The 13,258-nt window shown below is 66.2% G+C and carries 17 protein-coding genes; 12 read left to right on the forward strand and 5 right to left on the reverse strand.

The window, feature by feature from the left end; translation table 11 throughout:
• The first annotated feature begins 39 nt into the window (after positions 1 to 39).
• Positions 40 to 705: a PIN domain-containing protein gene (locus BM430_RS27280; protein WP_143132142.1), complete on the forward strand. Its 666-nt coding sequence runs from the start codon at positions 40 to 42 to the stop codon at positions 703 to 705.
• On the opposite strand, the gene BM430_RS27285 is transcribed toward BM430_RS27280, so the two are convergent.
• A complete protein-coding gene (locus BM430_RS27285; RefSeq protein ID WP_093570382.1) occupies positions 702 to 938 on the reverse strand; it encodes a helix-turn-helix domain-containing protein in 237 nt (78 codons plus the stop codon). The genes BM430_RS27280 and BM430_RS27285 overlap by 4 nt on opposite strands.
• Before the next feature lie 105 nt (positions 939 to 1,043).
• On the opposite strand from BM430_RS27285, the gene BM430_RS27290 reads away from it, so the two are divergent.
• Positions 1,044 to 2,003, forward strand: a complete 960-nt coding sequence (locus BM430_RS27290; protein WP_093570383.1) for an IS1595 family transposase — start codon at positions 1,044 to 1,046, stop codon at positions 2,001 to 2,003.
• Positions 2,004 to 2,039: 36 nt separating this feature from the next.
• A complete protein-coding gene (locus tag BM430_RS27295; RefSeq protein ID WP_093570384.1) occupies positions 2,040 to 2,747 on the forward strand; it encodes a DUF3800 domain-containing protein in 708 nt (235 codons plus the stop codon).
• A 683-nt stretch (positions 2,748 to 3,430) separates the two neighbouring features.
• Here the strand turns inward: BM430_RS27295 and BM430_RS27300 are convergent.
• Both BM430_RS27300 and BM430_RS27305 read right to left on the reverse strand, forming a co-directional pair.
• The gene (locus tag BM430_RS27300) at positions 3,431 to 3,892 is read right to left on the reverse strand and encodes a hypothetical protein (RefSeq protein WP_093570385.1); all 462 of its coding nucleotides are present in this window, start codon (positions 3,890 to 3,892) and stop codon (positions 3,431 to 3,433) included.
• Between the two features lie 56 nt (positions 3,893 to 3,948).
• On the reverse strand, positions 3,949 to 5,157 hold the full coding sequence (locus BM430_RS27305; protein WP_093570386.1) for a glycosyltransferase: 1,209 nt from the start codon (positions 5,155 to 5,157) through the stop codon (positions 3,949 to 3,951).
• Positions 5,158 to 5,309: 152 nt separating this feature from the next.
• Between BM430_RS27305 and BM430_RS27310 the strand changes: the two genes are divergently transcribed.
• From BM430_RS27310 to BM430_RS27320, 3 genes are all read left to right on the forward strand, one after another.
• Positions 5,310 to 6,122, forward strand: coding sequence for a transporter substrate-binding domain-containing protein (locus BM430_RS27310; protein WP_244539682.1), 813 nt, complete (start codon positions 5,310 to 5,312; stop codon positions 6,120 to 6,122).
• A 133-nt stretch (positions 6,123 to 6,255) separates the two neighbouring features.
• Entirely contained in the window at positions 6,256 to 6,564 is a 309-nt protein-coding gene (locus BM430_RS27315) for a type II toxin-antitoxin system RelE/ParE family toxin (protein WP_093570387.1), read from the forward strand.
• Positions 6,565 to 6,598: 34 nt separating this feature from the next.
• Positions 6,599 to 6,916, forward strand: a complete 318-nt coding sequence (locus tag BM430_RS27320) for a HigA family addiction module antitoxin (RefSeq protein WP_093570388.1) — start codon at positions 6,599 to 6,601, stop codon at positions 6,914 to 6,916.
• Between the two features lie 76 nt (positions 6,917 to 6,992).
• On the opposite strand, the gene BM430_RS27325 is transcribed toward BM430_RS27320, so the two are convergent.
• Both BM430_RS27325 and BM430_RS27330 read right to left on the reverse strand, forming a co-directional pair.
• Positions 6,993 to 7,787, reverse strand: a complete 795-nt coding sequence (locus BM430_RS27325; protein WP_093570389.1) for an SDR family NAD(P)-dependent oxidoreductase — start codon at positions 7,785 to 7,787, stop codon at positions 6,993 to 6,995.
• A gap of 10 nt (positions 7,788 to 7,797) precedes the next feature.
• On the reverse strand, positions 7,798 to 8,595 hold the full coding sequence (locus BM430_RS27330; protein ID WP_093570390.1) for an SDR family NAD(P)-dependent oxidoreductase: 798 nt from the start codon (positions 8,593 to 8,595) through the stop codon (positions 7,798 to 7,800).
• Between the two features lie 177 nt (positions 8,596 to 8,772).
• On the opposite strand from BM430_RS27330, the gene BM430_RS27335 reads away from it, so the two are divergent.
• The 6 genes from BM430_RS27335 to BM430_RS35085 all read left to right on the forward strand — a co-directional run.
• A complete protein-coding gene (locus tag BM430_RS27335; RefSeq protein ID WP_093570391.1) occupies positions 8,773 to 9,033 on the forward strand; it encodes a hypothetical protein in 261 nt (86 codons plus the stop codon).
• Between the two features lie 70 nt (positions 9,034 to 9,103).
• Positions 9,104 to 9,586, forward strand: coding sequence for a type II toxin-antitoxin system VapC family toxin (locus BM430_RS27340; RefSeq protein ID WP_244539680.1), 483 nt, complete (start codon positions 9,104 to 9,106; stop codon positions 9,584 to 9,586).
• A gap of 132 nt (positions 9,587 to 9,718) precedes the next feature.
• On the forward strand, positions 9,719 to 10,744 hold the full coding sequence (locus BM430_RS27345; protein ID WP_093570393.1) for an LLM class flavin-dependent oxidoreductase: 1,026 nt from the start codon (positions 9,719 to 9,721) through the stop codon (positions 10,742 to 10,744).
• Between the two features lie 100 nt (positions 10,745 to 10,844).
• A complete protein-coding gene (locus BM430_RS27350) occupies positions 10,845 to 12,545 on the forward strand; it encodes a lysine--tRNA ligase (RefSeq protein WP_093570394.1) in 1,701 nt (566 codons plus the stop codon).
• A gap of 129 nt (positions 12,546 to 12,674) precedes the next feature.
• Positions 12,675 to 13,055 carry a hypothetical protein gene (locus tag BM430_RS27355; RefSeq protein ID WP_093570395.1) on the forward strand — a complete coding sequence of 127 codons (381 nt, stop codon included), beginning with the start codon at positions 12,675 to 12,677 and terminating at the stop codon, positions 13,053 to 13,055.
• A gap of 108 nt (positions 13,056 to 13,163) precedes the next feature.
• A partial coding sequence (locus BM430_RS35085; RefSeq protein WP_131860583.1) for a GTP-binding protein occupies positions 13,164 to 13,258 on the forward strand: 95 nt, incomplete at its 3' end.

The following is a 13,258-nucleotide window of genomic DNA, read 5'->3' on the forward strand; positions in this document are numbered from 1 at the left end:
TGAGCAGGGCAACGTTGACGTTCGGAAGGTAGGGTCGTCGTGTCGGAAATGCAAGAGGAAACGGAGCCTCTCCGGGCTGCGGTCTACATCGACGGCTTCAACCTCTACCACCCTGTCCGGGAGATGGGGGAGCCGTTCCTGAAATGGTGCAACCTCTGGCGGCTTTCCGAGCTTTTGTGCGCGCCGCAAGCCTTGAGTCTGCGCCGGGTTGTGTTCTGCACCGCCATGCCGCTTCACAAACCTGACTCGCTCGCGCGGCATCGCCTATTCAATAACGCTCAGGTTGCGAGCGGTGTTGATGTCATTGAGGGGCACTACATTTATAACGATGAAATTGGAAGATATTCAGAGAAGCAATCCGATATAAATGTGGCGCTTTCATTAATAATAGATGGAACTGATGATTTGTACGATTGGGCCTATCTAGTTAGCGCCGACTCCGACCAAGCGGCGACTGCTCGCGTCTTTAAAGAAAGGTTCCCCCAAAAGAAGCTTGCAGTCGTTGCGCCTCCAAACCGCAAGCCGCCCGATAAAACGATGCCATACGCTGATCTTCACTTTAGCATCAGCAGGGATCAAATTGAACGCACGCTGCTACCTAACTTCGTGCCGACAAAGGACGGACGCTTTGTAAGGCGACCGGCCGAATACGACCCGCCGAATTGGTGGCTGCCACCCGATCAACGTCCTAAACGGAAGCGCTAGGCCTCTCCTGCTCTTCCCTTGAAGAGCACCCCCAATGTCCCGCCGTCGTCCACGAACGCGATCCCCTGCGCTTCCAGGGCAGCTTTCATTGCCGCTAGATTGTTCGCGATCGGAACGCGACGGCCCTTCTCGTAGTCCCGCACGGTGGACAGCGAAACGGAGGCGGCAGCGGCCAACTCCGCCTGACCCCAATCCAGCCATCCTCGGGCTGCTCGGCTCTGCTCTGGTGTCATCCGCTCAAGGTAGGTTCGCCCACGATGATCGTCAACGCCAACGAAAAGCGTTGACGCCCACTCTGTCCGTGCTTATCACCAATGCCAACGGAAAACGTTGGCGACATGGCACAGCACTTCCTCCTCTCTCGCGCGGCCCGGACGCTCAGTCTGGCGAAGGTCGCGCGCATGAGCGAGGAAGAGGCTCACGAAGCTTTCCGCCTGATCCGCTGGTGCGATACCGGCGGCGATCCGGTCTGCCCGCGCTGCGGCGGCCTTGAGCACAGCTTCATCACCACCCGCAAGCTGTGGAAGTGCAAGGCGTGCAAGCATCAGTTCTCGGTCACGTCCGGCACCATCTTCGCGTCGCGCAAGTTGCCGATCGGCACCTACCTGCTCGCCATCGCGATCTTCGTGAACGGTGCCAAGGGCCACAGCGCGCTTCAACTCTCTCGCGATCTGGACGTGCAGTACAAGACCGCGTTCGTCCTCTCGCACAAGCTCCGCGAGGCCGTAGCGGCTGAGACGGCTGAGCACACCGCTTCTGGCGAGGTCGAGGTTGATGGCGCCTACTTCGGCGGCCACGTCCGTCCCGAGAACCGCAAGGCGGATCGGAAGGATCGCCGCAAGGCCGAGAACCAGTCCGGCAAGCGCCAGTCGGTCATCGTGGTCCGTGAGCGGCAGGGCCGCACCGTTTCCTTCGTGGCCGCCTCTGAGGGCGCTTCAGTCGCCACCGTGGCCGCTAGGATCGCTCTCGGCAGCACCGTGTACGCTGACGAGGCTGCCGGGTGGGACAAGCTCCACGCCCGCTTCCTGACGAAGCGCATCAACCACTCTGAGAGCTACAGCGACGGCGAGGCTTGCACCAATCAGGCCGAGTCATACTTTGCCCGCCTCCGGCGCGCTGAGATGGGCATCCATCACCGCATCAGCGGGCAGTACCTTGGCGCCTATGCCGGTGAGATGGCTTGGCGTGAGGATCACCGGCGCAAGAGCAACGGTGTTCAGTACCTCATGATGGCGGGCGCGGCGCTCGCGCATCCCGTGTCGCGTCAGTGGAAGGGGTACTGGCAGCGCTCTAAGTAGCTTGCGAACGACAAAAAATGCGCTAAATCTTTCAACATGACAGACCTGATCAACGTTTATTGCGACGAGTCATGCCACTTGGAAAGGGACCGCCAAACGGCGATGGTCTTCGGCGCGATCTGGTGCGCAGAACATAAACGATACGAAATATCTCAGAGAATAAAAGATATACGCGCACGCCACGGCATGCCGCCAAGTTTCGAGTTCAAGTGGACCAAGGTCGGTCAATCTAAACTTCAGATGTATATGGACCTTGTAGACTATTTTTTTGACGATAGCGATATACATTTCCGCGCACTTGTCATACCAGACAAATCTATAATAGATCATAATAAATTCAACCAAATACATGATGATTGGTATTATAAAATGTATTTTAATATGATAAAAGTGATACTTAAGCCCCTCGACTCTTACAATATATATTTAGATATTAAAGATACAAAAAGTCACTCTAAATCTCAGAAATTGCATGACGTATTGTGCAATAATGCTTATGACTTTCAAAGAAACATGATTAGGAAAGTTCAGCATATCAGGTCGCATGAGGCAGCCCAATCTCAGCTCGCCGATGTTTTGATTGGTGCCCTGTCTTACAAATTCAGGGGTAAGAATACAAGCGCCGCAAAGCTGTCGTTGATTGAGCGCATCGCGCAAAGAAGCGGCTATGGGCTAAATCGAAGCACCCTCTACAAAGAAGAAAAGTTTAATATTCTCGTATGGCAGGGCCGTGAAGAGCAATGATGCCGGCGTGGCTTCCCGAGACAATTCATCTAAGCGATTGCGATGGAGACTGGAATAAATATATTGATGCTGTATACGAAATTTTTCGTAGCAGCTTGATGAAGGATCCACTTCAATTTAAGGGTAAAAGAGTTGGGATGAAGCGCCACCCTATGGAACAGGATCGAGAGTCAACTTTTTGGCATTTGATATCTGAAGGCAGCGTCGAAGCAGAAAGGACCCCTGATCTTCGCCGATGCGAGCGCATTTCTTGGCCGCGAGCAATTATTGATAACGCCAACGATGCATGCTTGAAAATATGGAATGAAGTTGTCAAAAACGATACGCGCGTGTATATTTGGTGCGAAAGCGCAGAATACCTTTTTATCTTGGCTGACCGCGGCGAATACGTTCTCCCGTGGACCGCCTATCCAGTCCCATTGATTCACTCTCAGCGTAAGCTGCAAAGGCGCTGGGAACAGCATACCTCAAATGGCTAGCCCCGCTTCCAAGGAGGAAACGGGGCCGGAACTCCTTCCACACTGACGCTTGCGCTGGTGGATGAGATGCTCTGTAGGTAGTGCGTTCGGATCGATTTGGCAAGCGGCCCCAGCACTCATCAGCCTATGAGGTTGGCGCCTTACAAGGCAGCCTCCTCGGCAGATCAAGCGACTGATAATAAACGAATAATTAATTTTTAACCGTCATATGGCAGTTGCCCATAACACGTTACCTCGTCCATCCGCCGTCTGCCGCACGCTCCCGCCTTCCTTAAGGATGCGCAGCGCCTTGGACACCCGCCGCGTGTGCTCCGTCATCAGCTTCCGATCGCGTGCGTCATGCCCTGAGAGCGACAGGATGGCCTGAGCCACCTGCCGGCTCGTCATCGGCCCTGTAGCCTCGCGTAGGGCGTCCAGACAGCCTCGGGTTAGCTCTCCCCTGCCGAACAGCACTTCACGCTTCTGACGCGGCATGGCGGCGTCTAGATCGCCCTGGTAGCCGAGAGTGGAGAGAACCCGATCCAAAGCTGCCACGTCGTTCTTGATCTCGGCCAAGCGGTCGCGGATGCGCTCTGCCTCCCCAAAGAGATCGGCTCGCTTCGTCAGCAAGCCGGAGATGGTATGCTCGAACGTGTCGGTTCGAGAGCGGCGGATGGGATCGGTCATGCCGCCATCGTACCGGAACACGAGGTCAACGGTAAGCGTTGGCGTGGGTGAGCTTGCTACCTAATTCCGCGAAAATGGGTGGTCGTGCCGCCGAGCGGCACCGGCAGGTGGGCCGCCGCCAGCAGCGGCAGCAGCACGTCGAAGAGCGCCGCGTATTCGAGGGTGAAGCAGCGGGTGAGCCAGGAATCGTCGGTGTTGTCGATCACCAGCCGGCCCTGCAGGCAGGCGAGCCGGTCGGAGCCGGCGCGGAACGAGGCGGCCGCGGCCCTGAGCTGGCCCGGATCCGGGACGTCCTCGGCATCGTAGACCACGAGGTGCTCGCCGCGGGCGAGCGGCAGGGCGACGTTGAGGGCGCGCGGCTTGGTGCGGGGCAGGCCGGCGGGCGCCGTCACCACCTCGAAGCGGGCCGGCAGCGGCAGGGCGGCGAGCGCCGCCGCGGTGGCGGCATCGTCGGCCTCGATCACGAATTTGAGGTCGAGCTTCGAGGCCGGGTAATCGAGGCGGGCGAGCGCGCCGACGAGGCGCGGCACCACCTTCGTCTCGCGGTAGAGCGCCACCAGCACGGTGTAGACCGGCAGCTCGGCCTCCGGGACCGGTGCGGGATCGGCCAAGGGATCGGGCCGCAGCAGGGGGGCGGCGAGGCGGAAGACGATCACTGCCAGGAATGTGAAGTTCAGGAGCGCCAGGGCGGCGAGCTGGAGCCAGGGCGCGGCGTCGAGGACGAGCAGGGCCGCCGCGAGGCCGAGCAGGAGGACGAGGATCTGCCCCGGATGCAGCCCCGGGCGGTAGGCCCAGTCGGGCGCGCGCACCTCCAGCGCCTCGGCGGCCCGGGCGGCGGCGCGGGGGCCGGCGGTCTCAAGGACCGCGCCCGAGAGCGCCGCCGGCGTCGTGAGGACGGCACCCGGCGGCGCACCGGCGGCGAGGAGCGCCGCCACCGCCCCGGGCGGCGGGGCGAGGAAGATCTCTCCCAGGGCCCCGACCGCGGCGCCGAGGCGGATGTCGTCGGGAAACCGCACGTCGGCGTGCAGGACGAGGCCGGCGCCGCGGAACGGCCGGCCCAGCGCCCGGGCGAGGGCGGCGTAGTAATCGGCCTCGCTCATCAATCCGGCCCGCAGCAGGGCCGCCACCGGCTCCGCGCCCTCCCGGCGCGCGAGGAGAGCGGCCTCGCGCACGAGGTCGAGATCGACGCCCTGCCCGAGCAGGAAGGCGAGCTCGCCGGGCAGGACGATGGCGGCGCCCTGCGGAGACCGGACCTCGACGAACATCTCGGGCCCTCGACGATGCCGGCTCCCCCCGGCGGAGGTTCGTGGTAGGAGAGCCTATGGCTCTCCCCGTCCCCGCGACAGCGTCGCGCCTCCCGTTCCGCGGATTCTTCGCAACCGTGGCGCGGATGCCGCAGCGTCAGATGCGCGGCCTGATGGCGGCATTCCTGGTGCTCGCGGCCCTGCCGGCGGCGGCCGCCGAGCCGGTGACGATCCCGAACTTCTGGAACCCCCGCGCCCGGCTGGAGCGGCCCGAGCCGCCGCAGGCGACGCGGCCGGTGCGCTTCCTCACCGACGACGAGTATCCGCCGCTGCACTTCGCCGGGCCGGACGGCAACCCGACGGGGTTCTCGGTCGAGCTCGCGCGGGCGGCCTGCGAGAAGCTCGGCCTGACCTGCACCGTGCAGGTTCGCCGCTTCGACACGCTGCTCGACGCGCTCCAGGCCAACCAGGGCGACGTGGTGGCCGCCGCCCTCCCGCTCACCGCGTCGTTGCGGGCCAACCATCGGGCGACCCGGCCGTATTTCCGGTGGCCGGCGCGCTTCGCGGTGCGCGGCGACAAGAGCCTGCCGGCGCCCGACGCCAAGGTGATCGCCGAGCACCCGATTGGCGTAGTCTCGGGCACCGCGCACGAGGCGTATCTCCGGACCTTCTTCCACGCGACCCCGAAGACCTATCCCGATCTCGGCACCGCCGAGGCGGCCCTGCGCCGCGGCGAGATCGAGTACCTGTTCGGCGACGGGCTGGCCCTGGCCTTGTGGATCGGCGGCACGGAAGCCGCGGGATGCTGCGCCTTCTCGGGCGGCGACTACCTGGAGAACCGCTACTTCGGCGAGGGCACCGCCTTCGTCACCCGCAAGGAGGACGAGGCCCTGGCCCGTGCCCTCGACGACGCGCTCCAGCGCCTGTGGGACGAGGGGAAGTACGCGGAGTTGTACCTGCGGTTCTTTCCGGTCAGTCCGTTCTGAGCAGCGCCTCCGGGACGATGGAACCGGCCGTACGGCTTCTGGGACGATCATCCCGACCTACTGGATCGTCACCTGTCCGTATCACGCGATGAGACATTCGCCTTGACATGTCTGTATCGCTGCATGATACAGAATGCGGCTGAGAACGGGACGTGGCGTGGCGATCCAGGGCTTCGTGGACGAGCGGACCGAGGCGGTGTTTCGGGGCCGTGCACCGAAGGGCGTGCCCGCCACGATTCTGGGTGTGGCCCGCCGTAAGCTGAAGATGCTCGATGCCGCCCGAAGGCTGGACGACTTAAAGCAACCGCCGGGCAACAGACTGCATCTACTCGAACGGGACCGCCTCGGCCAGCACGCGATCCGGATCAACGATCAGTACCGGATCTGCTTCCGCTGGACGGAAGCGGGGCCGGATCAGGTGGAGATCGTCGATTATCATTGATGTCCGGGATCGATCCTTGATCGAGGAGGATGGTATGGCAGCTGAGTTCCAGAACGACATCGTTCTACCGCCGATGCATCCGGGAGAGGTGTTGCGCGAGGAGTTCCTGGTCCCGCTCGGGCTGTCGGCGGGATCGGTCGCGAGAGCCTGCGGTGTGCCGCGCACGCGCATCGAGCGGATCGCCTCGGAGGAGGTCGGCATCTCGACCGACACGGCCCTGCGTCTCGGGCGCTATTTCGGGACGACCCCGGAATTCTGGCTCAACCTGCAGCGACAATTCGAACTCGAATCGCTTGGCCGCGAGATCGGCACCGAACTCGAGCGGATTACGCCCCTGGAACGGGCGGCCTGAGAGGTGGTGGCTGCCCCCGGCCCGGCACGATCAATCCGGGCCGACGGGCGCCGACCGTTGTCTTCGAGAGCAGCCTTCAAACCCGCGGCGGCCGCGGCACGAACGGATGCGTGCTCGACAGTCCGCCATCGACGGCGAGCGCCTGTCCGTTGATGTAGGACGCCTCGTCGCTTGCCAGGAACACGGCAGCCGCCGCGATCTCCTCGGGGGCGCCCGCCCGGCGCGCGGGGTTGAGCTGGCCGATGCGGTCCGCCTTGCCCTTCGCGCGGGCCGCGGCGAACAGGCCCGCCGTCATGCCGGTCTCGATCAGGCCGGGGCAGACGGCGTTGATCCGTAAGGCCGATCCCGCGAAGGCGTCCGCGGCGGTCTGGACCAGGCTGATCACCCCGGCCTTGCTGGCGCTATAGGCCGCGCCCGCCGCGTTGGCGCGCAGGCCCGCGACGGAGGCGGTGCAGACGATCGCCCCGCCACCGTGGCGCAGCAGAAGCGGCCCGCCATGCTTGATCGCCAGGAAAGCGCCGATCAGGTTGATCCGCAGGACCTCCTCCCAGAGATCGACGCTCTGCTCGATGAACGGCACCGTGCCGCCGCCGATCCCCGCATTGGCGTGGATCGCGTCGAGCCGGCCGAATTCCCGCTCGGCGGCGGCGAGGAACCCGGTCACGTCGGCCTCGCGGCCGGCATCCGCCGCGAGGGCCAGCGCCCGGCCGCCCTCGGAGGCGATCAGCGCGGCGGTCTCCTCGGCGCCGGCAGCGTCGCGGTCGACCACCGCGACGGCGGCGCCCTCGCGGGCGAAGAGCAGGGCGGAGGCGCGGCCGATGCCGCTGCCGGCACCGGTGACGAGGACCGCCTTGTCGGTGAAGCGTGCCATGGCGTTCTCCTCAGGCCACCGTGTAGCCGCCGTCGATCACCAGCACCTGGCCGGTATGGTAGGCCGAGGCCCCGCTCATCAGGTAGACGGCGATGCCGCCAAAGTCCTCCGGCCGGCCGAAGCGGCGGGCGGGGATGCGCGGCAGGTTGAAGTTGACGAACTTCTCGTTCGCCATCAGGCCTGCGGTCATGTCGCTCTCGATCCAGCCCGGCAGGATCGCGTTCGCCGTCACGCCGTAGCGGGCGAGTTCCACCGCCAGCGCCCGCACCATCGCGTTGAGCGCCCCCTTGGTGGCGCCGTAATGCTCGTTGCGGGCCGCCCCCAGCAGCGAGGCGACGCTGGAGGTGGCGACGAGCCGCCCGAAGGCGTCGCCTCGGCCGGCGCGCTCGGCCATGTGCCGGGCCGCCACCTGGAAGCTCGCCACCACCCCATCGAGGTTGACCGCGAAGGTCCGCCGCCACTCCTCCGGCTCCCGCTCCAGGAACGAGCGCCGCCCGCCGCCGGCGACTCCCGCGTTGGCGAACAGCCCGTCGACCCGGCCGAAGCGCGCGAGCGTCGCGTCGAAGGCGCGCTGCACGGCTGCAGGGTCGGCGACGTCGCAGATCTCGGCGGCGACCGGGGCACCCGTGGCTTCGAGCCGATCGAGGGCGCGCCGGTTCTTGGCCTCGTCGCGACCCCAGACCGAGATCGCGCAGCCGGCCCCGGCCAGGGCCTCGGCCATCCCGAGCCCGATGCCGCCATTGCCGCCGGTGACCACCGCCACCCGGCCGGTGAGATCGAACACGCCCGCCGAAGGTCTTTCGGTCATGGATCCTCCCGCGCGCCAGCCTTCTTGGGACCCGCGGATGCGACCATCGCGGATGGGGCGGCGCTGATAGAACCCTTTCCGAAAGAGGCCGGCGCGGCAAGCCGGCTCTCGCTGCGTCGCGCTTGTCCGACCTCCTGGCTCTCCCTATCATCACGACGGGATCGAGGGTGGCAAGCGATGCGATCGACCGTGACGACAGCCCATGCTGCGCTCCTCGACGACGCGCGCGATGCCGGCCTGCTTGGGGAGCGTACCGAGCAGCTGAGCTTCGAGGCGCCCGCGGCCCTGGTAGAAGCCGCTATGCGTGCAACGGGGATCTCCTCCGTCCAGGAACTCGGTGTCGTCGCGCTGTCGGCTCTGGCCTGTCCGGATCCGGTGGCCGAGGTCCTCAAGCGGCTGCGTGGAAATCTCGGCGACAAGCATTCGCTTGACTTCTGATCTTCGCGCGCATCTCCGGCGCCGGAAGCCCGAGAAGCGACGGACGCGGCTTGCTCGGCGTCCTCGTGAGATGCTGGATTCGGTCGCGGATTTCAGCGATCGGTCGCAGCTGCCGCTCCTCCTCGATACCAACGTCTACATCTTGGACGCCAGCGGCAAGCTTCCCGAGTCGGTCGCGACATTCGTCGACCGTTCACGGCTGTTCCACTGCACAATCTGCCTCTCCGAAATCGCGACCGGGATCGCCAATGCCGCTTCGGCGCGCGGCTGGAGCGCGATCCGCAATCATTATGCGGCCGTGTTCGCAGCTATCCCGGCCAATCGCCTTCTGGTGCCGGACGCGGAGGTCTGGGTCGACGCCGGCCTGATCGCCGGCACGCTCGCGCGTGTGCAGGATTTTCAGCGTGCACAACTGAAGGAATGCCTGAACGACGCGCTGATTTTCCTGACGGCGGCACGCGCCGGTATTCCTGTCCTGACCGCCGACCGCGGTGATTACGACTTGATCCATCAACTCGCGCCGGAAGGCCGGTTCATCTCGTTCGATCTCTGATGACCCTGCCTGACGGCGGCGCATCCGCATCCACGCATGGCCCACCCGCTCAACCCCATCTTGCGCTCCGCCGCACCCGGCCAAATCTTCCCAAACCAGCAGGGGACACGCACTCACATCCGGGATCCGCCGATGCCGCCACTCTCCATCCTCGACCTCGCGCCGATCCCGAAAGGGTCCTCGCCCGGCGACGCGTTGCGCAACACGCTCGACCTGGCGCAGCACGCCGACCGGTGGGGCTTCACCCGCTACTGGGTGGCCGAGCACCACAACATGACAGGCATCGCCAGCGCGGCGACCTCGGTGGTGGTGGGCTACATCGCCGGGGGCACGCACCGGATCCGGGTCGGGGCCGGCGGCATCATGCTGCCGAACCACTCGCCGATGGTCATCGCCGAGCAGTTCGGCACCCTGGCCGAGCTCTATCCGGGCCGCATCGATCTGGGCTTGGGCCGCGCGCCCGGTACCGACCAGCGCACCCTGCGGGCGCTCCGCCGCGACCCCGCCGCCTCCGACCATTTCCCGCAGGACGTTCTGGAGCTCCAGACGCTGCTCGGGCCGCTCGATGCCGGGCGGGTGATCCAGGCGGTGCCGGGCACGGGCACCAACGTGCCGCTGTGGATCCTCGGCTCCAGCCTGTTCGGGGCGCAGCTCGCCGCGATGCTCGGCCTGCCCTACGCCTTCGCGTCGCATTTCGCGCCCGATGCCCTGATGCAGGCGCTGGAGGTCTACCGCGCCCGCTTCGAGCCGTCGGCGCAACTCGCGAAGCCCCACGCGATGGTCGGCGTCAACGTGATCGCGGCGGAGACCGACGGCGAGGCGCGGCGCCTGTTCACCTCGGCGCAGCAATCCTTCACCAACATCTTCCGCGGCACCCGCGGCCAGCTGCCGCCGCCGATCGACGACATCGAGACCTACTGGTCGGGCCACGAGAAGCTGCAGGCCTCGGGCATGCTGGCCTGCTCGGTGGTCGGCTCGCCCGAGACGGTGCGCCAGGGCCTGGAGGCCATCGCGGCCCGCACGGGCGCCGACGAGTTCATGGTCGCCGGAGCGATCTACGACCACCGAGCCCGGTTGCGCTCCTACGAGATCCTGGCCGACATCATGGCCGGTCAGCAGGCGGCCGGGGCGACGGCGCGCGAGCCCGCCCACGCGTAACGGATCGTCTCGCGTTGACCCTCGGGAGCGCGGCCCATAGGGTGCCGGGCTCCCGTCCACCCTCAACCGGAAGGCCGCGCCGCGCGCGGCCTCGATGGCCATGTCCGCATTCAGCATCGATCCCGCCCTGGCGGAGGCCGCCGCCTCCGCGTCCGCCTGGCCCTTCGAGGAGGCGCGCAAGCTCGTCGCCCGGCTGGAGCGGACGGGCAAAGGCGAGGTGCTGTTCGAGACCGGCTACGGCCCCTCGGGCCTGCCGCATATCGGCACTTTCGGCGAGGTCGCCCGCACCTCGATGGTGCGCCACGCCTTCCGGACGCTGACCAACGACAGCATTCCGACCCGCCTCGTCGCCTTCTCGGACGACATGGACGGGTTGCGCAAGGTGCCGGAGAACGTGCCGAACAAGGCGCTGCTCACCGACAACCTCAACAAGCCGCTGACCGCGGTGCCCGATCCGTTCGGCACCCATGACAGCTTCGGCGCCCACAACAACGCCGAATTGCGCCGCTTCCTCGATTCGTTCGGCTTCGACTACGAGTTCCTGTCCGCCACCGAGTGCTACCGCTCGGGCCGGTTCGACGCGACGCTCATGCGGGTGCTGGAGCGCTACGACGCCGTGATGGCGGTGATGCTGCCCTCGCTGCGCGCCGAGCGCTCCGCCTCCTACTCGCCGTTCCTGCCGCTCCACCCGGTCACCGGGCACGTGATGCAGGTGCCGATCGACGAGGTGAAGGTGTCCTCGGGCACCATCGTGTGGCGCGATCCGCAGACGGGCGAATCGTACGAGACCCCGGTCACCGGCGGCCACGCCAAGCTGCAATGGAAGCCCGACTGGGCGATGCGCTGGGTGGCGCTCGGCGTCGATTACGAGATGGCCGGCAAGGACCTGATCGACTCGGTCAAGCTCTCGGGCCAGATCGCCCGCGCCCTCGGCGCCGAGCCGCCCGAGGGGTTCAACTACGAGCTCTTCCTCGACGAGAAGGGCCAGAAGATCTCGAAGTCGAAGGGCAACGGGCTCACCATCGACGAGTGGCTGGCCTACGGCACGCCCGAGAGCCTCGCCTTGTTCATGTACAACAAGCCGCGGGAGGCCAAGCGGCTGCACTTCGACGTCATCCCGCGCCACGTCGACGACTACCTGTCCTTCCTGGAGAAGTTCCCGGTCCAGGATCCGAAGCTGAAGCTCGGCAACCCGGTCTGGCACCTGCATGCCGGCGCGCCGCCGGCGCCGGAGCGGGTAGGCAACAGCGGGGCGATCCCGTTCGCGATGCTGCTCAACCTCGTGGCGGTGGCCAATACCGAGGACCCGGCGGTGCTCTGGGGCTTCATCCGCCGTTACGCGCCCGAGGCCTCGCCGCAGACGCATCCGCGCCTCGACCGGCTGGTCCACCACGCCGTGCGCTACTTCCGCGATTTCGTGCGGCCGGCCAAGACCTACCGGGCTCCGAGCGAGGAGGAGGCGGCCGCCCTGCGCGACCTCTCCGACACGCTGGCGACGCATACCGGCTCCACCGATCCGGAGGCGTTGCAGGCGGCGGTCTACGAGGTCGGGCGGCGCCACTTCCCCGACCTGTCGGGCAAGTCGAAGAGCCCGGACGGGCGTCCGGGCGTGTCGCAGACCTGGTTCACCACGCTCTACGGCATCCTCCTCGGCGAGGCCCGCGGACCCCGCTTCGGCTCCTTCGTTGCGCTCTACGGCGTCGAGGAGACCCGCGCGCTGATCGCCCGCGCCCTGTCGGGGGCGCTCGCCGAGGAGCACGCGGCGTTCCTGGCGAGCCGCGAGGCTCCGGCGGCGGCCTGACCGATCCGGCCCCCGCCTTGCGCGGGGGCTGTCCCCACGTTGTCCCCATCCGTCCACCCGGTTACCTTGGCAGCAGGGAATCAGAGGTGGTATGGAACGGAACAGGAACAAACACGCCGGGACCTCGCCATGCGCGCCGTGATGCCGCTGCTGCTCGCTGCCCTGTCCGGACCGGGCCACGTGACCACGACCCATGCGATCGAGGTGGCGCGGCCGGCCCGCGAGGCGGCGGCGATCGCGCGGCTGAAGGGCTGCCTGGCGCGGGAATCCGCCGCCGCGCGCATTCGCCACGAGACGCCCGAGCATTTCGCCGTGCGGGCGCAGCATATCTGCCTGCCGGCCAAGCGCGACGCCGCGCGGGCGAAGGCGGTGGCCCTGGTCGCCGCCGGCTTCACCGAGGCGCCGGACCTCGTCGGCGCCGTGGAGCAGCTGCTCTCCGACCACGAGCGCGAGACGGCGGAGGCCTATGCCCGCAGCGTCGGGCGCCGACGCGTCGCGGGGACCCCCTGAAGGGGGGCCGCACGACGGCGGACTTGATCAACCGGCGCTAACCCTCTAAGCGGGCCGCGCCTTCCGCCCGGCTGGACGTCGTGGGCGGGCTTGCCGCAGGTGATGGATATGGCCAAGGAAAAGTTTTCGCGGACGAAGCCGCACTGCAACATCGGCACCATCGGTCACGTTGACCATGGCAAGACCTCTCTGACCGCGGCGAT

The sequence above is a fragment of the Methylobacterium sp. 174MFSha1.1 genome (assembly GCF_900116815.1).
Taxonomy (GTDB): Bacteria; Pseudomonadota; Alphaproteobacteria; order Rhizobiales; family Beijerinckiaceae; genus Methylobacterium.

Bases quoted from the DNA above. Each gene is read 5' to 3' on its own strand.
- BM430_RS27285 (WP_093570382.1), bottom strand. From the start codon at position 938: ATGACACCAGAGCAGAGCCGAGCAGCCCGAGGATGGCTGGATTGGGGT.
- BM430_RS27290 (WP_093570383.1), top strand. From the start codon at position 1,044: ATGGCACAGCACTTCCTCCTCTCTCGCGCGGCCCGGACGCTCAGTCTG.
- BM430_RS27295 (WP_093570384.1), top strand. From the start codon at position 2,040: ATGACAGACCTGATCAACGTTTATTGCGACGAGTCATGCCACTTGGAA.
- BM430_RS27300 (WP_093570385.1), bottom strand. From the start codon at position 3,892: ATGACCGATCCCATCCGCCGCTCTCGAACCGACACGTTCGAGCATACC.
- BM430_RS27305 (WP_093570386.1), bottom strand. From the start codon at position 5,157: ATGTTCGTCGAGGTCCGGTCTCCGCAGGGCGCCGCCATCGTCCTGCCC.
- BM430_RS27310 (WP_244539682.1), top strand. From the start codon at position 5,310: ATGGCGGCATTCCTGGTGCTCGCGGCCCTGCCGGCGGCGGCCGCCGAG.
- BM430_RS27315 (WP_093570387.1), top strand. From the start codon at position 6,256: ATGCGGCTGAGAACGGGACGTGGCGTGGCGATCCAGGGCTTCGTGGAC.
- BM430_RS27320 (WP_093570388.1), top strand. From the start codon at position 6,599: ATGGCAGCTGAGTTCCAGAACGACATCGTTCTACCGCCGATGCATCCG.
- BM430_RS27325 (WP_093570389.1), bottom strand. From the start codon at position 7,787: ATGGCACGCTTCACCGACAAGGCGGTCCTCGTCACCGGTGCCGGCAGC.
- BM430_RS27330 (WP_093570390.1), bottom strand. From the start codon at position 8,595: ATGACCGAAAGACCTTCGGCGGGCGTGTTCGATCTCACCGGCCGGGTG.
- BM430_RS27335 (WP_093570391.1), top strand. From the start codon at position 8,773: ATGCGATCGACCGTGACGACAGCCCATGCTGCGCTCCTCGACGACGCG.
- BM430_RS27340 (WP_244539680.1), top strand. From the start codon at position 9,104: ATGCTGGATTCGGTCGCGGATTTCAGCGATCGGTCGCAGCTGCCGCTC.
- BM430_RS27345 (WP_093570393.1), top strand. From the start codon at position 9,719: ATGCCGCCACTCTCCATCCTCGACCTCGCGCCGATCCCGAAAGGGTCC.
- BM430_RS27350 (WP_093570394.1), top strand. From the start codon at position 10,845: ATGTCCGCATTCAGCATCGATCCCGCCCTGGCGGAGGCCGCCGCCTCC.
- BM430_RS27355 (WP_093570395.1), top strand. From the start codon at position 12,675: ATGCGCGCCGTGATGCCGCTGCTGCTCGCTGCCCTGTCCGGACCGGGC.